This is a genomic window from Stenotrophomonas sp. STEN063 (assembly GCF_056854515.1).
Map to the genome: position 1 here is coordinate 17,358 of NZ_JBXFWF010000020.1, position 20,916 is coordinate 38,273.

The following is a 20,916-nucleotide window of genomic DNA, read 5'->3' on the forward strand; positions in this document are numbered from 1 at the left end:
GTCCGCGCACCGCCCAACGGCAGCGCACGGCAAACAGGAAAGGTGGCGTTATCTGGAGAGCATCGGCGGCCCGCGCGGCGGGTGCGCAGGCCAGCGCAGGCTGGCGCGAACAAGGGTCTTGCGGGGGGATTCAGGCGCCAGCCGATACAGCAACGGCGCCAGTACCAGGATCACCGCCAGCCAGGGCAGCAGGCGCGAGGCCATGGTGCAGTAGTCGCAGGCCTCACCGTGGGCAGCGTGGGGGTCGGCCGGCGGCGTTGGCTTCAGGTCGCTCGCCGCCAACGCGGGCGCGTCATGCGACATGTGCTGCATGTCGTGATGCCCAGCGTGCGCATCGGCAGACACCGGCATCGCTACTTCATGCGCAGCATGCCCCATTGCGCTCGTCGGCAGCTGCTGCTGCGATTGCAGCCAGCGGCTGACCACTGGCGCCACTGCCATCAGCAAGGCTGCGGCAAAGGCCAGCAGAAGCACAAAGGATTGGAAGCGAAGCGAACGCATGACCCGCGCATTTTATCGGCACGACAATGCCGACGTTGCCACGCAAGGTGCGACCGTTTGCCGCACATCCTGTTCACAGACGCAGACCGTAGTGCCGAGCCACGCTCGGCAGAGGCCTTCCCGGCAATGCCTCACCCACGCAGCGTTTGTAGGAGCGGCGCAAGCCGCGAAGCTGATGTCAATGAAATCGCCAAATAACCCGAAATCCGACGGACCATCAGCTTCGCGGCTTACGCCGCTCCCACAAGGTTGATCACGCTCCAAGGGTAAAGCGTCAGCGGAATCTGGCCGACTGCAGGCCTTCAACGAAATCGCGCACAGCCTGCGCCGCCAGTGAAGGACATGCCTGCAGGAGGAGATGGGGACCTGCAATACTCCTGACGGTCGCATGCTTGATAGCCGACATAATTAGCTCACCGGCACCCGGCATGATCAGGCGATCACCCTCTGCTCGCAGATACAACACCGGCAAGGTGACGCGTGTCAGCAATGCCGACACATCCGCCTGCATTGCAAGCGCCGCACGTTGCCGCAACACAGCTGGGTGCACTTCAAGCAAGGCCCGTTCGAGCGCATCGTTCAATGCCGGGGTTGCCCAGCGACCCAGCAACCACCAGGACAGCAAGGCCAGCGGCAACGCGCGGACAGGCGCAAAACGTGTCAGCGGTGCCAGTGGCGAGAAGAAGGGCAGCGGCGTGCGTGCGAAGGTTGTGGACAGCACCACGCCAACAAGATTGGCCGGTGGGTCAGCTGCGATCGACAGTGCTATCGGACCGGAAAAGGATTCACCCAACAGCACGAAAGGAACATCGCGGGGCAACCCAGCCCTGACCAGCACCTCCAGCGCCGCATAGTCCAACGCCTTATCCGGCGGATAGCGCAGCACCGTCACCGACCCAAACACATCACCCAAGCAGGCGACAAACTGTGCATGCAGTGCCGCTGTCCCATCGAGACCGGGCAGGATTACCAGTGCGGTCACCCAGCCCGTCTCATTCAGACCGTAATCGTCTGCGTCAACGATTCCCAGGTCGGCGGTACCGGCCAATCGGCCTGTTGGTTGCCGTCCAACACGCGGCGCAGATCACGCTTGTCGATCTGCGGTGCAAGCACGTGTACCAGCTCCAGGGCATAGTCGCGCAGCACGCGATCGCGCGGCAGCACCGCCCAGGCGATGCACTCGGGAATCGATGCCGGTGCCGGCCAGGCGCGCAGGTCGGTGTCGTTGGCGCTTACCGCCATTTCCGCGAGCAGGCCGACGCCCAGTCCAGTGCGCACATAGGTCTTGATCAGGTCCGCGTCCAGCGCGGTCAAGGTCAGGTCCGGTTCCAGATCCAGCGCAGCGAAGGCGCGGCGCAGCGATGAACTGGTGCGGGTGGAAGACTCGTAGCTGATCAAGGGATGGCTGGCCAATGCGGCCATGTCCGGCGTTACCCCGGCACGATCCAGCGGATGGCCCTTGGGCACCAACACCAGCCTGCGCCAGCGATACAGCGGCACGGCAATACCGGTGCTCGGTTCGCCACCTGCAGTGCTGATGATGGCGATGTCGGCATCGCCCTGGCTCAGCAGATCCAGTGCATCGCTTTCAGCGGCCTGCTGCAGGTGCACGCTCACTTGCGGATAAGCCAGCTTGATACGTGCAACCGCTGGTGGCAGCACGAAACGTGCCTGCGTATGGGTCGTGGTCAAGATCAACTGGCCGTGGCTCTCGCGGCGTTGGTTCGCAGCGTAGGTGCGAATGTTGTTGGCTTCGGCCAACACGCTGCGCGCACGGTTGATGACTTCTTCGCCTGCAGGCGTTACCGATTCAAGACTTCTTCCTTTTCTCACGAACAACAGAAAACCCAACTCGTCTTCAAGCTGTTTGAGCTGTTTCGACAACCCCGGCTGGGTGGCATGCACCCGTGTCGCGGCGAGCGTGATGTTCAGCTCGGCATCGGCAATAGCAACGAGGTAACGCAGTTGGGTAAGTGTCATCGCAGTGTTGGAGAGAGATCTTCGGTAAGGAACTGTGAAGAATGTAGGCCAAAACGGTCTCGATACTTATAACCTAAAGTTATCTGACGTTGGGCGCTTTTCATTTCCGGCGCTGCGGGGCCGGCGCTACGGTCACGGACCTAACTCCGACTACCTCCGTCATCGCCTTGGACAGCCCCTTGTTCCCCCTGTTTGCCGACCTCAAGGGTCGGGCCGTGCTGGTCGTTGGCGGGGGCGCGGTGGCCGAGCGAAAAACCGAGGCACTGCTGCGTGCCGGTGCCCTGCCCCGGGTCGGCGCACCGGCCTTGAGCCAGGCACTGCGGCAATTGGCCGATGCCGGACGCATCCAATGGCTGAATGGTCAGTTTGATCCAGCCTGGCTGGACCAGGCGATCTGGCTGGTGATTGCCGCCACCGACGACATCATCATCAACCGCGCGGTAGCCGAGGCCGCCGAAGCGCGCCGGCTGTTCGTCAACGTGGTCGATGACGCGGCGCTGTCCGGCTTCCACGTGCCGGCAGTGGTCGAACGCGGGCCGCTGCAGATCGCCATTTCCAGCGGCGGCGGTGCACCAATGGTGGCCCGCCATGTGCGCCGCCAGATCGAAGAACTGTTTGACCAGGCCTGGGGCCAACTGGCGCAGCTGGTCAGCCGCAAGCGCGGGCTGATACGCGAGCGCTTCCCCGAGCTGGCCGCGCGCCGTCGCTTCTTCGACCAGCTGATCGACGGTCCATTGCTTGGCCTGCTGCGCGCACGCCAGTCCATTGCTGCCGAAACCCAGCTGCTGCTGGACATGGGCGCCGAAGCGCCGGCTCATGCCGGCTCGGTGGTGCTGGTCGGTGCCGGCTCCGGTGACCCCGGCCTGCTCACCCTCAACGCCCTGCGCGCACTCAACCAGGCCGATGTGATCCTGCACGACCGTCTGGTCAGTGCCGAGGTGCTGCAGCTGGCGCGACGCGATGCCGACTTCATCGAGGTCGGCAAATCCGCACAGGGCCGCAGCACCGTGCAGGAGCACATCCACGCGCTGATGCTGGAGCATGCCCGCGCCGGCAAGCGCGTGGTGCGACTCAAGGGCGGCGATGCCTTCGTGTTCGGCCGCGGCGGCGAGGAACTGCAGTTCCTGCGCGCCCATGGCATCGCCTTTGAAGTGGTGCCCGGCATCACCGCCGCACTGGCCTGCGCCGCCTACGCCGGCGTCCCGCTGACCCACCGTGACCACGCCCAGCAGCTGCGGTTGGTCACCGCGCACTGCAAGGACTCGCTGGACACGCTGGATTGGCCGACGCTGGCAGAGCCGCGGCAGACGCTGGTGTTCTATATGGGCGTGGCCGCGCTGGCGCAGATCCGCAGCCACCTGCTCGGCGCCGGGCTGGCGCCCAGCACCCCATTCGCCCTGATCGAAAACGGCTCGCGCGCCGACCAACGGGTGGTCAGCGGGCAACTGCGCCAGCTGCCCGAGGCCGCTGCCCAGCACCAGGTGAAATCACCGGCGCTGCTGATCCTCGGCGACGTGGCGGCGCTGGCCGATGAACTGCATTGGTTCGGCGACGCGCCGCTGCACGCAACGCCTACTGTTTCCTCACTTTCCGCAAAGACGGCACCGCCCACACTGGCCGACGCCGCCTGACCACCTCCCCGGAGATTTCAATGGCCCTGTACAACAGCATCCTGGACACCATCGGCAATACCCCGGTGGTCAAGCTCAACCGCCTGGCCCCGGCCGGCGTCGACATCTACGTCAAGGTCGAGTCATTCAACCCGGCCGGCTCGGTCAAGGACCGCCTGGCCCTGGCCATCATCCTCGACGCCGAGAAGAAGGGCCTGCTCAAGCCCGGTGACACCATCGTCGAAGCCACCTCCGGCAACACCGGCGTCGCCCTGGCGATGGTGGCCGCCGCGCGCGGCTACAAGTTCGTCGCCACCATGGTGGAAACCTTCTCCATCGAGCGCCGCAAGCTGATGCGCGCCTATGGCGCCAAGGTCATCCTGACCCCGGCCGCCGAGCGTGGCAGCGGCATGGTGCGCAAGGCCAAGGAACTGGCGCAGCAGCACGGCTGGTTCCTGGCCAGCCAGTTCGCCAACCCGGCCAACCCGGCCTATCACCGCCAGACCACTGCCGCTGAGATCCTGCGCGACTTCGCCGGCAAGCGCCTGGACTACTTCGTCAGCGGTTGGGGCACCGGCGGCACCCTGACCGGCGTCGGCGAAGTGCTGAAGCTGGCCCGCCCGGAAACCCGCATCATCGCCACCGAGCCGGCCGGCGCCGCGCTGCTGGCCGGCAAGGACTTCACCCCGCACAAGATCCAGGGCTGGACCCCGGACTTCGTCCCGGAAGTACTCAACCGCAACGTCTACGATCAGTTGCTGTCGATCCAGGACGAACGTGCGATTGAGACCTCGCGCCGCCTGGCTGCCGAGGAAGGCATCTTCGTCGGCATCTCCTCCGGTGCCACGGTTGCCAGCGCGCTGGATGTGGCCGCCACGGCCGAGGCCGGCTCGGTGATCCTGGCGATGCTGCCCGACACCGGCGAACGCTACTTCTCCACGCCGCTGTTTGCCGACATCAACGATGGCTCCGACGACGACTGGCTGGCCGGCCTTCCGTAACAGCCGTTACTTAACCCGTCAGCAACGCGAAGGCCGCCCATGCGGCCTTCGTGCTTTTCCGTGCCCGTGAATCGCGCCAGATGAGACGCCATGGGCGCAGACTGCAGTTGTGTCCGGCCAGGCGGTAGCCGTCACATCTTTCTCATACATCGCAATGGAAGATCACGGCCATGAACATTGAAGTTTGGCAGGGCGACATCACCGAACTGGCCGTTGACGTCATCGTCAACGCGGCCAATGAAACCCTGCTTGGCGGCGGCGGCGTGGACGGCGCAATCCATCGGGCCGCAGGCCCCGGCCTGCTGCGCGAATGCGAGCAGCTACCCGAATTGCGCGCGGGCGTGCGCTGCCCTACCGGCGAAGTGCGCGCCACCGGCGGCCACAATCTGCCAGCCAAGCATGTGTTCCATACCGTCGGCCCGGTGTGGCGCGATGGTCGCCATGATGAAGCGGCGTTATTGGCCAATTGCTACTGGCAGTCACTGCGGCTGGCCGAGCAGATGGGCCTGGAGTCGATTGCGTTCCCGGCGATCAGCTGCGGGGTTTATGGCTACCCGCTGCACCAGGCGGCGGTCATAGCCGCGACCGAGACCATGACCTGGCAGAAGAGCCATGCGCGGCCTTCGCGGATCGTGCTGGTGGCTTACAACGCGGCGGCGTTCAAGATCTACCAGCAGGCCTTGGCCAGCGCTGGGCCGGCGCAGGAGCAGGCGGGCTCGGTATTGGCGTCGTTTGCGGGTGGGTTTGCGCCTGCGCATTGAGGTGTTTGGCTGTTCGAGCCGGGCAAAATCAAAACCTACCCCTCCCCAGCCCTCCCCTTGCCTGCGGCAAAGGGAGGGGGCCATTTGTGCAGGTCGGGCAGATCGCAGGTAACCGCTTTTGCCCCCTCCCTTTCGCGCAGCGAAGGGGAGGGTTGGGGAGGGGTAAGCTCTTGGCAGCAGGCCCACCACCCCCGCGCACCACCCACCCCATAAACCCAGGCATCAAAAAACCCCTGCAGCGAGCGCCCCGCCGCACGCTCCATCGCCTGCTGGAAATCCGCTGTCACCACCGAGCGCCCATCATTGGCCTGTGTGTACTCGCGCAACCCTCGCCAGAACAGCTCTTCGCCCAATTCCAAGCGCAAGCGGTGCAGCACGTACGCGCCCTTCTTGTAGACCACCGCACGATCATCGGCGCTGGGTTTGTTCCAATCCGGATACACCAACGGCCGATCAGCCCCCTTCTCGCGCAGCGCCAACACTCGCTGCTCCCAGCCCTGCACCATCGCCTGGTAGGCGGCTTCGCCCTGCGCCTGCTGTAACCACGCCGCCGTCATGAAGTTGGCGAAACCTTCGTTGAGCCAGAAATGCTCCCAGCTGGCACAGGTCACGCGTACTCCCCACCATTGATGCGCAGCTTCGTGGGCGATCAAGCCAGTCTGGGTGGGATCATCCAGCACGCCTTTGCCATAGGCCTCCGACATCACCGACAAACCAGCCATTTCCTGGCCGATGGTGTTGGCCACCAGCGCCTGCCGATAGCCGCCTTCATAGGCCAAGCCTGCGCGGGCGGCAAAGAACTCGAGCATGTCGTCGGTGGCCGCGAACATCTGCCGCAGTTCGGCCTCGGAGCGGTCCTTCGAGTAGAACTGCAAGCGCCCCTGCCGCGCGTGCTGATAAGGGCCGGCAGCAAAGCCATAGACAAACGCGGGCGTTGGTTTGCGCAGCTGCCAACGGTGTTCGATGCGCCCATCACCGAGCAGGCGCGATGGCAGTTCATCGCCAACCGCCGTCGCATGCAGGTCGTGAGGAAGGCGCAGCGCCAACTGCAGCGTAGCGCGCTCGTCCGGCGCATCCACCGACGGCATCCATTGGCTGGTGGAGAATATCGTGTAGACCTCGTTGCGTTCGGCGGCGAACTCCAGGCCAAAGCGCGGCTTGCCGCGGTAGTGCACGCGTACGCTGCTTTGCTGGCCTGCCGTCAGCATCGTTGCAAGACTGATGGTCAGCGTTCCATCGGCCTGCTGGAAGCCGAGCGGCTTGTCATCCTGCGTAACCGAATCGATGACCAGCTCACCACTGTCCAGGACAAGCTGTTGCAGTGGGCCTGTGGCGTCGAAACGCACCAGGGTCTCACCCTGCAGCTGACCGGCGACGATATCCAGATCCAGGGTGGTTGCGTAGTGCTGGATATCGAAATCGCGTGGTTCCGCAGCGAAGGCAGACACGGTCATGGTCGATGCAAACAGTGCCAGCGTGATTCTGAGGTGCATCGGATCATCCCTGAGGAAAAACCCGATTGTAGGTCGCCGAGCTTGTAGGAGCGGTGTAAGCCGCGAAGCTGGAAATGCACAGGCTGCCTGGAATGAATGCAATTGCAGCCACCCTGGCGGTTTTGTTTGCACCGGCTTCGCGGCTTACGCCGCTCCTACAAAAACACTGCAAAACAAAACGCCGGCTGTTGGCCGGCGCTTTGTTCAACTCACGCAGGTTGGCCTATCAGCCTTCCCACTTGCCCTGTGCAGCCAGGCCGTTTTCCTTGGCACGCTCGAACACGGTCTTCTGTGCGGCAGCGTAGTTGCCCTTCATGTCCTTGGCCCACAGCTTCAGTGCAGCCTGCTGCATGGCGCGGCCGTAGGAGAAGCTCAGCGGCCACGGCAAGGTGCCGACCTGGTTCATGGCATTGAGGTGAGCGGTGGACTGCTCGTCGCTCTGGCCACCGGACAGGAACACCACGCCCGGCAGGATCGCCGGCACGGTCGACTTCAAGCACATCACGGTGGACTCGGCCACTTCCTCGACATCCACCTGCTCGTCACAGGTCTTGCCCGGAATGACCATCGAGGCCTTCAGGATGGTGCCTTCCAGCACCACGTTCTGCTGGTACAGGGCGTCGAACAGCGAACGCAGGGTGGCTTCGGTGACTTCGTAGCAGGTCTCGATGTCGTGGTCGCCGTCCATGATCACTTCCGGCTCGACCATCGGCACCAGGCCGCATTCCTGGCACAGGGCGGCATAACGGGCCAGCGCGTGGGCGTTGGACTCGATGCAGGTGCCCGACGGCATGCTTTCGCCGATGTTGATCACCGCACGCCACTTGGCGAAACGGGCGCCCAGCTTGTAGTACTCCTGCAGACGCTCGCGCAGGCCGTCCAAGCCTTCGGTCACCAGCTCACCGGGGCAGCCGGCCAGCGGGTGTGCACCCTTGTCGACCTTGATGCCCGGGATCATGCCGTTGTCGGCCATGTACTTGGCGAACGGCACGCCGTCCTTGGTCGACTGGCGGATGGTTTCGTCGTACAGGATGGCGCCGGAGATGTGCTCGTTGAGCTTCGGCGTGGTCAGCAGCAGTTCGCGGTAGGCACGACGGTTTTCTTCCGTGTTCTCGATGCCGACGCTTGCGAAGCGCTTGGCAATCGTACCGGTGGATTCGTCAATGGCGATGATGCCCTTGCCCGGGGCGACCATGGCCTGGGCGGTTTCAGCCAGCAGTTCGATGCTCATGAGGTTCCTGTGACAGCGTGCGGGAAAACCCGGATTATAGCCCGGCACGCTCACCGGCTGGCTGCCCGCAAGGTCTGGAATCGGTTTCAGGCTGTCAGGTCAGGACAAAACCTGTCCGCTCCGATCAACTTCTGACCGGAGCGGTGGCTTGTTGCTGGCGTCGCTTACAGGTCGCCCAGACCGCTGGCGCGGCCGTCGTTACCCACTTCCAGCAGGCGCAAGGTGTTGGTGGCGCCATGGGTTTCCATGTGCTCGCCACTGGTGAACACCACGCGATCACCCGCCTGCAGCAGGTTGGACTCGACCAGCAGGCGGATGCTGCCGCGCGCGGCTTCGCGCGGGGTGAAACCACGGCTGTCGAAGTTGATCGGGAACACGTCACGCATCAACGCCATCTGCCGGCGCGCACCGTCATGGCGGGTGACCGCGTAGATCGGCGACTTGGCGCGGAAGCGCGACAGGTAACGCGCGGTACCACCGGATTCGGTCATCGCCACGATGGCGCGCACGCCCACGTGCTGGGACAGGAACATGGTGGCCATGGCAATGGCCTGGTCGGCGCGTTCCAGGTTGCGCGGCGAGGCATTGAAGTCGGTCTCGGTCTGGAACTGGCGCTCGGCACCCAGGCAGATGCGGGCCATCGCCTCGACCGCCTTGACCGGATAGGCACCGGCCGCGGTTTCGGCCGACAGCATCACCGCATCGGTACCGTCGATGACCGAGTTGGCCACGTCCAGCACTTCGGCGCGGGTCGGGATCGGGCTCTCGACCATCGACTGCAGCATCTGGGTGGCGGTGATGACCACTTTGTTCTGCGCCAGCGAGGCCTTGATGATCTTCTTCTGCAGGCCCGGCAGCTCGGCGTCGCCGATTTCCACGCCCAGGTCGCCACGCGCCACCATCACCACATCGCTGGCGTCGACGATCTCTTCCAGGTTCTCGATAGCTTCGGTGCGCTCGATCTTGGACACCAGCGCGGCGTAGCAGCCATGCGATTCGGCGATCTCACGCGCGTCATTCATATCCTGCGCATTGCGGCAGAACGAGACGGCGATGAAGTCGACGCCGATCTTGGCGACGATGCCGATCAGCTCCTTGTCGCGCTCGGTCAGCGCACCCAGCGACAGGCCACCGCCCTGCTTGTTCAACCCCTTGCGGTCGGACAGCACGCCATCGTTGAGCACGGTATTGATGATGCGCTCACCCTGCACTTCCACGACCTGCAGCTGCATCAGGCCATCGTCGAGCAGGAGCACGTCGCCCGGCGCCACGTCCTGCGGCAGGCCGAGGTAGCTCACGCCCACCTGGCTGGTGTCACCGGCCGGTGCCGAGGTGCTGGCGATCAGGTCGAAACGGTCGCCGGCCTTCAACGAGATCTTGCCTTCGGCAAAACGCTCGATGCGGATCTTCGGGCCCGGCAGGTCAGCCAGGATGCCGACTTCCACACCCACGCGCTGGGCGGCGGCGCGCACGTCGGCGGCACGCTTGGCCTGGCCGGACGGATCGCCGTGGGAGAAGTTCAAACGCACAACGTTGACGCCGGCGCGGAACAGATCGTCCAGCACCCCTGGCGCGTCAGTTGCCGGCCCGAGGGTGGCGAGGATCTTGGTGCGGCGCTGACGTTCAATCATTGTGCGTGGTCTCCCTAATAGACCGCCGAAAGTAGCACATCCATTGCATGACAACGATGTCGCATACGATTTCATACGACACTTTCTGCTGTGTCCCAAAGACAGGCCAGACAGTCGATCTGGACATACCGTACGGTATGACAACGCGGGACCTATAGCTGGCTTGCATAGGTCAATAAGCAGGAGAGATAGCTCAACATGCGAATGTTGCTGCTGCGTGTTGGCTTGAAGAGAAATCGTGCTGCTTTGCAGCAGAAAAAGCTGGCAGCGGAGACATGCCGAGGACATCGGGCGACAAGTGAAGCGGGTGGGCAGCGAAGGCCAGGAGGCTTTCCCAGAGACCCTTCAGATCGTCATTCCCGCGCAGGCGGGGTTTTCAACCGACGAATGTCGGGTCATCGCTCCCCGCTCTTCACCTTGAACTACGCCGCTCGTACCCAATCCACATCAAAGCCAAAAAGCCAAGAGCGATGACCCGACATTCGTCGGTTGAAAACCCCGCCTGCGCGGGAATGACGAATCAGCTTTTTATGTGTACTGGAACCATCGCGGCTCCGGCTGCAGGAGCCGCGAAAACCAAAGCCTTTCAATCAACCGCGCAACACCGCCGCCAACTCATCCGGCGTAGCCGCCAACGCGCCAGCCCCGGCAGCAACCAGCTCCTCACGACCACCAAAGCCCCACAACACACCGACATTGCGCATGCCGTGGTGACGCGCGCCTTCGATGTCCATGCGCCGGTCGCCGATCATCCAGCACTGCGGCGCCTGCAATTGCAGACGCTGCAAGGCCTCGGCGATCAACTCCGGCTTGTGGCTGCGCGACCCATCTTCGGTCGCACCGATGACGTCCTCGAAGCAGCCACCAAATGGCAGATGCTCGACGATGCGCCGTGCATGCGGCTCGTTCTTGGCGGTGACCACGGCCAGCCGATGGCCGGCCGCGTGCAGGCCCTGCACGACATCACCGATACCGGCATAGATGTCGTGCTCCTTCCAGCCATGCTCATCGAAACGCTCGCGGTACAACTCCACCGCCCGCTCCACGCGCAGGGCGTCGCCGAATACCGGAGTGAAGCTGGTACGCAGCGCCGGGCCGATCCACTTGCGCAGCTCGGCATCACCCGGCACCGGATGCTCCATCTGTTCCAGTGCATAGGCCACGCAGCGGGTGATGCCGACGGCCGAATCAATCAGCGTGCCGTCGAGATCGAAGAAGAAAACGTCGCGGCTCACTGGCCGCGAGCCTCCAACGCTGCCACCGCCGGCAAGGTCTTGCCTTCCAGGAACTCCAGGAACGCGCCGCCGCCGGTGGAGATGTAGCTCACCTGCTTGGCGATGCCGTACTTGTCGACCGCGGCCAGGGTGTCACCACCGCCGGCGATCGAGAACGCATTGGAGCTGGCGATGGCCTTGGCCAGTGCTTCCGTACCCTTGCCGAACGCATCGAACTCGAACACACCGACCGGACCGTTCCAGACCACGGTGCCAGCCTTCGCGATCAGTTCGGCGTACTGCGCGGCAGTCTGCGGGCCGATATCCAGAATCATGTCATCGGCGCCGACCGCATCGACCGCCTTGACCGTGGCCGGGGCGTCAGCCGCGAATGCGGGCGCCACCACCACGTCGGTCGGCAGCGGGATCTCGGCGCCGCGGGCCTTGGCGTCGGCATCGATCTTGCGCGCGGTGTCGAGCAGGTCGTTCTCGACCAGCGACTTGCCCACGCCATGGCCTTCGGCCGCGATGAAGGTGTTGGCGATGCCGCCACCGACGATCAGCTGGTCGACCTTGCTGACCAGGCTGGACAGCAGTTCCAGCTTGGTCGACACCTTGGAACCAGCCACGATCGCCAGCAGCGGGCGTGCCGGGTTGGCCAGCGCTTTGTCCAGCGCATCCAGCTCGGCCATCAGCAGCGGACCGCCAGCAGCAACCGGAGCAAAACGAATCACGCCATGGGTCGAGGCCTGTGCGCGGTGTGCGGTACCGAAGGCGTCCATCACGAACACGTCGCACAGCGCGGCGTACTTCTGCGACAGCGCCTCATCGTCCTTGCCCTCACCCACGTTCATGCGGCAGTTCTCCAGCAGCACGATCTGGCCCGGGGCCACGGCTACGCCGTCCACCCAGTCCTTGACCAGCGGCACATCCACGCCCAGCAGCTCGGACAGACGCTTGGCCACCGGCGCCAGCGAATCGGCTTCGCTCCACACGCCTTCCTTGGGACGGCCCAGGTGCGAGGTCACCAATACAGCGGCGCCCTTCTCCAGTGCCAGCTTCAGGGTCGGCAGCGAGGCGGTGATGCGCTGCTCGGAGGTGATCTTGCCCCTCTCGTCGATCGGCACGTTCAAATCCTGGCGGATCAGTACGCGCTTGCCGGAAAGGTCGAGGTCGGTCATGCGAACGATGGACATGGCAGGATCAGCTCCGCAAAGATGGGGGAAACCGCAATTCTCGCCCGCCCTGCCTGATGGGGCAAACCCAAGGTGCACCGGATGTCACCACGCCTGCCGCAACCCGAACTGTCCAGCCCCCGCCTGCGCCTGCGCGAAGTCCGGGATGGCGACGCTGCAGCGCAGTTCGCCATTCATGGCGATGCCCGGGTGATGCGCTACTGGAGCTACCCGGCCTGGACCGAACTGGAACAGGCCGAACAGAAGATCGCCGACATCCAGCGCCAGCGGCGTGAACTGGACATGCTGGTCTGGGCCATTGCCGACGCGGACAGCGACCTGTTGATAGGCAGCAGCGCCATCTTCCACATGGACCTGATACAGGCCCGTGCCGAGATCGGTTACAGCCTGCACCCCGACAGGCAGGGCCGCGGCCTGGCCAGCGAAGCCCTGCAGCTGGTGCTGGGCTACGTCTTCAACGATCTGGGGCTGCGCCGCATCGAGGCCGACATCGACCCGCGCAACCTGCCCTCCTGTCGCCTCGTCGAAAGGTTCGGCTTCGTCCGCGAAGGCCTGCTCCGTGAGCGCTGGCAGGTAAACGGCGAGATCTGCGACAGCGCCATCTACGGCCTGCTGCACCAGGATTTCAAACTGTAGCGCCGAGCCATGCTCGGCTGCAGGCCTCACCAGCAACCCACACTACTTGTGGGAGCGGCGTAAGCCGCGAAGCAGATAAATCAACAGCGCAAAAAGCAACCCCTCCCCGGCCCTCCCCTTCGCTTTGCGAAAGGGAGGGAGAGAAGCCTGCTGACTGCGCGTGTGAAGGCCTCTGCCGAGCATGGCTCGGCACTACGTCAGGTGTCTTTTTTTCCTGTGCGGCTGCTGCGGATCAGGCTGAATGCAAAACCCGCTACTGCTGCTGCACCGAGTACCAGCACCGACCACAACACGATGTTCTTCCAATCACGCGGGGCTTCGGCCTGCTGGTAGGCAGCATCACCGGCGCGCTGTGCGCCCGCGCCCAGCGTTGCCGCGACCGGCTGCCATTGCGCGCCGTTGTGCGCGCGCAAGGCTGCCAACATCGGATCCAATGCCGCCTGCGCCTTGCCCTCGTCCGCGCTGCCTGCGACCAGCAGGTAAGGCGCGCGACCCTGCGCAAGAAACACCACGCTGCCAGGGCGATAACCCAGCCGCAACGTTGGCGCGGCAGCAGGCACCGCGCCGGGCTCGGCCTGCAGGCGCCACTGTCTGTCATCGACGATGCCCGAGGTTTCCAACGGCGGTGAACGCTGCTGTTTTCCTGCCTGACTGAGGTTCCATGCATTCCAGCCCGTGGTCAGTGTCTGCCACACCGGTTCACCATCGGCAGCGCGCGCGCGATCTTCGTCGCGACTGGAGACCGTCCAGCTCACCGCGCTGTTCGGCGGCATCACCACATCCAGGCGCTGCACCGGGAATCGGCCCTGCAGGCGGTACAGATAGCCATCCTTGCCATTGCCGCCGGCAGCCGCCTGCAGTTCCTGCCATTGCCAATCGCCAACCTCGACCGCATCAGCGAACTCACCGCGCAGGCCCTGCAACTGCGGCGCGCCGCTGCGCTGCAGAGGTACCAGACGCAGATAGCGCAGCCCTGATTCAACCTTGATGCTGTTGCTGCGCAGCTCGTTGTCCTGGTTGCGCAGCTGCACCAGCCGCACCTGCGGATCCAGCACCTGCCAGCCACGCAGGTCATCGCTGCCTTCGAGGCGATAACCAAGATCCAGCGTCGCCGCGGTGTCACTCCAATCGACCAGCAGTTTGTGCAGCTTGCCCGCCTCGTCACCCAGGTCGACCAGCCATACCGGGTCAGCGCTCCCCGCCGCCCTTGCCGTGCCCACAGAATTGCGGATCGACACCACTTTGCCAGCGGTATCGCGTTCCACCACGACGCTCAGGTCGTCATCACCACCGGCGCTGGCCCCAGGCAATGCAAACCATTGCAAGGGTGCGATGCGCAGCGCGCCGCCCAGCGGCGTTGCAGCCGCGTACACCGCACTGGCCACCGGCTTGCCATCAGCATCGATCACCCGCACATCGCGCAGGTCACGCCAATGCACGGCGGCATACACCGATGCATCCAGCGGCACCCGGTAGGCGCCAGCATCGGGCAGGGACAACTGCAGCGGCCATTGGCGGGCGAAGTCATCGGCTGCAATTGCGCTGAAAGGCAACAAGGCCAGTACCAGCAGGCGCTTGATCATGCGGTTGTTTCCTCGTTGTTTGTTCCAGCACCCTGCCTTCGTGGCGGTGCCGGCGCCAGCCAGCCCACCAGGGTGCACAGCAGTCCGTAAGCGATGAAGGCGCCGATACCGAGCAGGTCACCCAGGTTGCCGCGATCGATCAGCAGCAGCTTGGCCAACACCACGCTCATCAGGATTGCGCCGGCCAACCACAACCCCCACTGGCCGCGACGCGAGCCGGAAATCCAGCCAACCACGCCCAGCAGGCTCCAGACCACGGTCAGGCTGGTCTGCGCCAGTTTCGTGCCAAGCAGACTGTCACTCCACGGCACATCACCCCAGTGATGCACCGCTCGCAGCGTCATCACCGTCACCAGCACCAGCGCAGCCACCGCCGTACCAACCAGTTGCATCGGCAACACCGCTGCGCCACCGCTCTGGCGCAGGCGCATCGCCAGCAAGGCAAGCACGGCGATCTCCGCCAGTTCCAGCGGGTTGAGTACGACGATCCACGGCAATGGCGCAGCCGAACCAGCACTGGCCAACGATGTCAGCCACCACAGGCCAAGTGCTGCGAACACAGCGATCTGCAAGGCCTTGCGATAGCCATCAAACGCCGCCCCCAAGGGCTGCGACAACCACGCCCAGCGATACATCGACAACACCGCCAGCAGCAGCCACGGCAGCGCCAGCAACATGCCCACCCAGCCCTCGGCCAGCGCGAAGCGGTCGCCGATATGCCAGGCCAACAGCGACAACACGGTCGGCCACAGCAACCACCAGGCCAACTGCGCCAAACCAGCAACCTTGCCGCTGCCAGCGCGCAGGCACATCAGGCTGCGCACACCCAAGGCAGCAAAGATCGCCCACGCAATCGCTCCGTAGCCTGCGAACGGCTGCCCGTACTCGGACACCTGCAGGAAGGCGACCGGGAAGGCCATCAACAAACCGCCCAGCGTGGTCAGGGACAGCGCCAACGCAGGCGCACGCCGCTGCACTTCCGCCGCCAGCCAACCGGTCACACCGAGTAGCAGCAAGACCGCGTGCAGGCGACTGTCGACCTCGACGAAATCACCGATCTCCAGGATCACGTTGCCCAGCCACCAGGCCAACGCCCACAGGTAGGCCACCGTCGCCACCTGCAGATTGCCTGCACTTCGGTACCACCATGCGGTGGCGAAGCCGGCCACGGCGATCAGCAAGGCACCCATGAAGGCGGCGTTGGCGATGGCAGTCGTCGCGCCGAGATGGCTGCCCGACACACCAATCGCCAAGGCCCCGGCAGCGGCCAGTTGCAGGCCAAGACCCGTCCAGCGGGCCAGACGACGGTCCTGGGTCAAGCCCAGCCAGACCAGACCCGCACCTTCCAGCGCGAATACCGATGCGGTTGCCTTGGCCGACAGGGCCAAAGGTACCGCCAAGGTGGCGAATCCGACTGCGAGAATCGCATAGCCACGTGCCAGCACATTCATGCGCTCGTTGTTGATCAACGCGCGCGCCAATACTGCGTACAACGCCGCCACGCCCAGTGCACAGAACGCCAAGGGCATGCGATCGCCGTGCAGCAATGCTGCCTGCAACGAGAATGCGACCAGCGGCGTACCGAACAACAGGCAGCCATCGATGCGCGCACTGCCAGCGCTGCTGGCCTTGCGGGCATACAACAAGGGCAACAACAGATAAAACACGAAGAACAACACCAGGAATGGCTCGGTGCTGTTGAAATTGGCCGGGGTGTACCTCAACACGCCCCAGGCCGTGCCAATGCCCCAGGTGAAGGCAAACCCCAGCAAGTTGAGGATGCGCCACGGCCGCACCCAGGCGATGGCGAAGATGCCGGCATTGAGCAGCGCGTAGTACGAGAACAGGGCCACATGATTGCCACTGCCGTCGGACAACCAGATCGGCGCCATGAAGCCAGCCAGTACACCGAGAATGGCCAGGGTTCTGCTTTCCTGCAGAACCGCCATCACCGACAGGCCGGCGATCAACACCACACTCAACGCAAATGCGGCGCCAGTGCCGATCATTCCGTAGTTCTTGCAGGCGGAGAACACCACCAGCAACAGGATGCCGATCATGCCGCCCTGCATCGCCAGGGCGAAGGTGCGATGGCTCTCGCGCTTGCGCCACGCGAATACCAGACCCGCCAGCGCAGCGGCACTGATGCCGGCCAAGCGCAGGCTCGGCGGCACCACGAACCAGCCCTGGTCGCTTGCGTACTTCAACAGTGCGGCAACACCGGCCAGCAGCACCAGCATGCCGACCTTGACCGGCACATTGCCACTGGTCAGCCACTGTTTGGCGTAGGCAAGCGCGCGTTCGACGAAGTTCGGTTCGGCAGGCTCAACCGGCGTCCAGGTCTGCTCCGGCGGCGGTTCGCGGCGGGCAGGAATGGGGCGGGGCGGCTCGCCTGCCAGTGGATCGAGCGGATCTGCCCTGGGCGGCAACGGCGGCGGTGCTGGCGACGCAGCGACGGGTTCGACCGGGTGCGGCGGCGATGCAACCGCCAGCGGCTCGACCACGGCTTCATCTGTCTCGGGCTCGGGGCCAGGCTCGGGCTCCGCCCAGGCGTAGGGCCTGATCGCCTCGGCGCGCTGCCTGCGTGGTGCTGCTTCCGTCTCGCCAGCATCCAACCGCTCCTCCAGCGCTGCCACGCGGCGCTTGAGCGAGGACACCGATACCAGGGCAGCCACCAGCAACACCGGCATCGCCAGTGCGGCCAGTACCAGCAGCACAATCAACAACACCCAACCCTCGTCCATTGATCATCCTTGTGCACCTGAACGTGCTGCATCACCTTATCCGCGCCACCTGAAAACGCAAGACGCCCCCAGTCAGCTTCAGCCCGCGCCTTGCCGCGCAATGCTTTCAGCCCGGGCGTTTGCGCCGCGTTGAGCCCCAGACTGCACTTTTGTGGGAGCTGCGTAAGCCGCGAAGCTGGTAGATCATCAGATGGCATGCATACCAAGGGTTTCAGCCGCCTCAGCTTCGCGGCTTGCGCCGCTCCCACACCGAACGCTGCTCGCGCAACACTGGCGTCGGCTCGATTGTCGGGTGGCGAGTGGACAGCGCCAGGCTTCCAGCGAGACTTCCCCGGCATCACCATCACGCTCAAGCCCGCGCAAGGTACGCGCCAGCAGCCTTCGGTCGTTCATCAGGCTGCACGCCACTGGCGTGCAAGCGGCCTTCTTCACCCCCTTTCGCCTGCGCTGAAAGGGAGGGCTTTGAATGCAGAGCGGGCGCCTTTCGGCGCCCGTTCTGCTTGCAGCTTTTGCGTGGATCAGGCGGCGACGACGCGCACCATTTCCAGGCACTTGTTGGAGTAGCCCCACTCGTTGTCGTACCAGCTGACCAGCTTGACGAAGGTGCCGTCCAGGGCGATGCCGGCTTCGGCGTCGAACACGGAGGTGTGGGTCTCGCCACGGAAGTCGGTGGCAACCACCTTGTCTTCGGTGTAACCGAGGATGCCCTTCAGCGCGCCCTCGCTCTGTGCCTTCACTTCGGCGCAGATTTCAGCGTAAGTGGCTTCCTTCTCCAGCTCGACGGTCAGGTCGACCACCGACACGTCCGAGGTCGGCACGCGGAAGCTCATGCCGGTCAGCTTCTTGTTCAATTCCGGGATCACCACGCCCACGGCCTTGGCAGCACCGGTGGAGGACGGAATGATGTTTTCCAGGATGCCGCGGCCGCCGCGCCAATCCTTGTTGGACGGACCATCAACGGTCTTCTGGGTAGCGGTGGCAGCGTGCACGGTGGTCATCAGGCCACGCTTGATGCCCCACTTGTCATTGATGACCTTGGCCAGCGGGGCCAGGCAGTTGGTGGTGCACGAGGCGTTGGAGACGATGCTCTGGCCAGCGTAGGTCTTGTGGTTCACGCCGAACACGAACATCGGCGTGTCGTCCTTGGACGGGGCCGACAGGATCACCTTCTTGGCGCCCGCGTCCAGGTGCTTCTGCGCGGTTTCCTTGGTCAGGAACAGGCCGGTGGACTCGATCACCACGTCCACGCCCACTTCGTCCCACTTCAGGTTGGCCGGGTCGCGTTCCTGGGTGAGGCGGATCTTCTTGCCGTTGACCAGCAGGTCGCTGCCCGACACTTCCACGTCGGCCTTGAAACGGCCGTGCACGGAGTCGTACTTGAGCATGTAGGCCAGGTAATCCGGCTCCAGCAGATCATTGATGGCCACGATCTCGATGTCGTTGCCGAAGTTCAACACTGCCGAACGCAGCACATTGCGCCCGATGCGACCGAAACCGTTGATGCCGACCTTGATTGCCATGTTCACAAGCTCCTGCAGCCGCAAAACCGTTGCGGCGGGGTGGAAAGGGGACGCCATTCTAACAGGACCCATGCCCGCCCCGTGGCCATCGGCCCTACCACCGCAGCTGAGCGCCAGCTGAGCGCAAACCCCTGTTTGATCAGGATCAAAGCGGTACCCGGGCGCTGACCGGACACTGGCGCCACCTCCACCAAGCAACGGAATTACACATGCGCAAGACCTCCGCCCTGCTGCTCTCCGCCATGGCCGCCGCCGTGTCCCTGGCTGCCGCCGCTCCCGCAATGGCCCAGTCCAAGGGCGATTGGACCCTGGGCGTCGGCGTCCACGCGGTTGACCCGACGTCCGATGCCGGCGATCTGAACGGCGCCGCATTGGGCCTGGGCAAGCTGTCCACCAAGGTCGACAGCGACGTCAAGCCGACCGTGACCTTTGAATACTTCGTCGCCGACAACGTGGGCATCGAAGTGCTGGCGGCGCTGCCGTTCAAGCACGACGTCAGCATCGACGGCGTCGGCAAGGTCGGCGAAACCAAGCAGCTGCCGCCGGTGGTCTCGCTGCAGTACCACTTCACCAACAGCAGCAAGGTCACTCCGTTTGTCGGCCTGGGCGTGAACTACACCAAGTTCTTCAGCACCGACAGCAAGGGCGCGCTGGCTGGCACCAAGCTCAAGCTGGAAGACTCGTGGGGCCTGGCTGCCCACGCCGGCCTGGACTTCGCCGTCAGCGACAAGGGCGCGTTGCGCGTTGACATGCGCTGGGCCGACATCGACACCAAGGTGAAGGTCAACGGCAACAAGCTGGGCACCGCCAAGATCGATCCGCTGGTGTACGGCGTGGCATACGTCTTCAAGTTCTGAGGCTGGCCGCAGTTGCTGGGCAAGTAGATATTGCCCTCCCCCAGCAAACACGCCCCCGGCCACAACCGGGGGCGTGTTTCGCCATCTGGCGCACGTAGCCGATGGCGGCGCAGCCGTTAGAATGGCGGCATGAACAAGCTCCACCGTCTCCTGATGCCGGCACTGGGCATCGCCATCGCTGTCTCCGCAACCCTCCCCGGCCAGGCACTGGCATGGGGCGCGCAAGGCCACCGCCTGGTCGCACGGGTCGCCGAAACCCGCCTGGATCCCCAGGCCAAGGCCGAAATCGATCGACTGTTGGCGAGCGAGCCCGGCGCCAGCCTCAGCAGCATCGCGCCGTGGGCAGACCAGCTGCGCGCGAACGACCCCGATCTGGGCAAGAAGTCGGCCGGCTGGCACTACGTCAACATGGCTGAAGACGGCTGCAACTTCTCCCCTACCAAGCACTGCCGCAACGGCAACTGCGTGGTGGGTGCCCTGCAGCAGCAAAGTGAAATCCTGGCCAACCGCCAGCTCAGCGACGCCGAACGCCTGCAGGCGCTCAAGTTCGTCGTTCACCTGGTCGGCGACCTGCACCAACCCCTGCACGCCGGCTATGGGCACGACCGCGGCGGCAACAACTACCAGCTGCAATTCAATGGCCGCGGTACCAACCTGCACTCGGTCTGGGACAGTGGCATGTTCTATCCGCTGCAGCTGAACGACGACCAGTTCCTGCAGCGCCTGCAGGCATTGCCCGCCCCCAGCGGTGTGCACGCGCCAGACCTGCAACGCGATCCCGCCCTGTGGGCCGAGCAGACCTGCCGCATCGCTACCCGCAAGGGCCTGTACCCGGACGGTCACAAGATCGACGAGCGTTATACCGCTGTGTGGGAGCCGGTTGCCGAAGCACAGCTTCGTCTGGGCGGCGAACAGCTGGCCGCCTTGTTGAACCGGCTGCTCGATACTCCCTGAGGGG

General features: G+C 64.5%; 17 protein-coding genes. 6 read left to right on the top strand and 11 right to left on the bottom strand.

The features are described 5' to 3' along the window. Window positions 1-48: 48 nt before the first annotated feature. The 3 genes from AC1VWL_RS07390 to AC1VWL_RS07400 form a co-directional block, all read right to left on the bottom strand. Window positions 49-501: a DUF2946 family protein gene (locus tag AC1VWL_RS07390; protein WP_482986265.1), complete on the bottom strand. Its 453-nt coding sequence runs from the start codon at window positions 499-501 to the stop codon at window positions 49-51. Window positions 502-775: 274 nt separating this feature from the next. Further along, on the bottom strand, window positions 776-1,483 hold the full coding sequence (locus tag AC1VWL_RS07395; RefSeq protein WP_482986266.1) for a serine aminopeptidase domain-containing protein: 708 nt from the start codon (window positions 1,481-1,483) through the stop codon (window positions 776-778). 14 nt (window positions 1,484-1,497) lie between these two features. Then, window positions 1,498-2,481 (bottom strand): LysR family transcriptional regulator, encoded by a 984-nt coding sequence (locus AC1VWL_RS07400; RefSeq protein ID WP_481509618.1) that lies wholly within the window; start codon window positions 2,479-2,481, stop codon window positions 1,498-1,500. A gap of 179 nt (window positions 2,482-2,660) precedes the next feature. On the opposite strand from AC1VWL_RS07400, the gene cysG reads away from it, so the two are divergent. From cysG to AC1VWL_RS07415, 3 genes are all read left to right on the top strand, one after another. Beyond that, window positions 2,661-4,112 carry a siroheme synthase CysG gene (gene cysG, locus AC1VWL_RS07405; protein ID WP_482986267.1) on the top strand — a complete coding sequence of 484 codons (1,452 nt, stop codon included), beginning with the start codon at window positions 2,661-2,663 and terminating at the stop codon, window positions 4,110-4,112. A gap of 20 nt (window positions 4,113-4,132) precedes the next feature. Continuing rightward, a complete protein-coding gene (gene cysK / locus AC1VWL_RS07410) occupies window positions 4,133-5,092 on the top strand; it encodes a cysteine synthase A (protein WP_282271954.1) in 960 nt (319 codons plus the stop codon). 170 nt (window positions 5,093-5,262) lie between these two features. Further along, window positions 5,263-5,853 carry an O-acetyl-ADP-ribose deacetylase gene (locus tag AC1VWL_RS07415; RefSeq protein WP_296247103.1) on the top strand — a complete coding sequence of 197 codons (591 nt, stop codon included), beginning with the start codon at window positions 5,263-5,265 and terminating at the stop codon, window positions 5,851-5,853. Window positions 5,854-5,888: 35 nt separating this feature from the next. Here the strand turns inward: AC1VWL_RS07415 and AC1VWL_RS07420 are convergent, their stop codons facing one another. The 5 genes from AC1VWL_RS07420 to AC1VWL_RS07440 form a co-directional block, all read right to left on the bottom strand. Then, entirely contained in the window at window positions 5,889-7,346 is a 1,458-nt protein-coding gene (locus AC1VWL_RS07420) for a M1 family metallopeptidase (protein ID WP_482986268.1), read from the bottom strand. Between the two features lie 226 nt (window positions 7,347-7,572). After that, window positions 7,573-8,577 (bottom strand): class I fructose-bisphosphate aldolase, encoded by a 1,005-nt coding sequence (locus tag AC1VWL_RS07425; RefSeq protein ID WP_282271310.1) that lies wholly within the window; start codon window positions 8,575-8,577, stop codon window positions 7,573-7,575. 164 nt (window positions 8,578-8,741) lie between these two features. Then, complete coding sequence (gene pyk / locus AC1VWL_RS07430; RefSeq protein WP_282271308.1) at window positions 8,742-10,208, bottom strand: pyruvate kinase; 1,467 nt, start codon at window positions 10,206-10,208, stop codon at window positions 8,742-8,744. Window positions 10,209-10,798: 590 nt separating this feature from the next. Further along, a complete protein-coding gene (locus tag AC1VWL_RS07435; RefSeq protein WP_482986269.1) occupies window positions 10,799-11,443 on the bottom strand; it encodes an HAD-IA family hydrolase in 645 nt (214 codons plus the stop codon). Then, on the bottom strand, window positions 11,440-12,618 hold the full coding sequence (locus AC1VWL_RS07440) for a phosphoglycerate kinase (protein ID WP_482986270.1): 1,179 nt from the start codon (window positions 12,616-12,618) through the stop codon (window positions 11,440-11,442). Before AC1VWL_RS07440 ends, AC1VWL_RS07435 begins: the two co-directional genes overlap by 4 nt. A gap of 81 nt (window positions 12,619-12,699) precedes the next feature. Here AC1VWL_RS07440 and AC1VWL_RS07445 point away from each other — a divergent pair, with 81 nt between their 5' ends. Next, a complete protein-coding gene (locus AC1VWL_RS07445) occupies window positions 12,700-13,254 on the top strand; it encodes a GNAT family N-acetyltransferase (protein ID WP_482986271.1) in 555 nt (184 codons plus the stop codon). Window positions 13,255-13,451: 197 nt separating this feature from the next. Here AC1VWL_RS07445 and AC1VWL_RS07450 read toward each other — a convergent pair whose 3' ends face one another. The 3 genes from AC1VWL_RS07450 to gap all read right to left on the bottom strand — a co-directional run bounded on the left by AC1VWL_RS07450 (window position 13,452) and on the right by gap (window position 19,101). Then, window positions 13,452-14,837, bottom strand: a complete 1,386-nt coding sequence (locus AC1VWL_RS07450; protein WP_482986272.1) for a DUF3999 domain-containing protein — start codon at window positions 14,835-14,837, stop codon at window positions 13,452-13,454. Further along, complete coding sequence (locus AC1VWL_RS07455; RefSeq protein ID WP_482986273.1) at window positions 14,834-17,581, bottom strand: DUF2339 domain-containing protein; 2,748 nt, start codon at window positions 17,579-17,581, stop codon at window positions 14,834-14,836. Before AC1VWL_RS07455 ends, AC1VWL_RS07450 begins: the two co-directional genes overlap by 4 nt. 518 nt (window positions 17,582-18,099) lie before the next feature. Beyond that, window positions 18,100-19,101: a type I glyceraldehyde-3-phosphate dehydrogenase gene (gene gap / locus AC1VWL_RS07460; RefSeq protein WP_282268943.1), complete on the bottom strand. Its 1,002-nt coding sequence runs from the start codon at window positions 19,099-19,101 to the stop codon at window positions 18,100-18,102. A 209-nt stretch (window positions 19,102-19,310) separates the two neighbouring features. Here gap and AC1VWL_RS07465 point away from each other — a divergent pair, with 209 nt between their 5' ends. Both AC1VWL_RS07465 and AC1VWL_RS07470 read left to right on the top strand, forming a co-directional pair. Then, on the top strand, window positions 19,311-19,958 hold the full coding sequence (locus tag AC1VWL_RS07465) for an OmpW/AlkL family protein (protein WP_481534086.1): 648 nt from the start codon (window positions 19,311-19,313) through the stop codon (window positions 19,956-19,958). Window positions 19,959-20,087: 129 nt separating this feature from the next. Further along, window positions 20,088-20,912: a S1/P1 nuclease gene (locus AC1VWL_RS07470; RefSeq protein WP_481534085.1), complete on the top strand. Its 825-nt coding sequence runs from the start codon at window positions 20,088-20,090 to the stop codon at window positions 20,910-20,912. Window positions 20,913-20,916 lie beyond the last annotated feature (4 nt).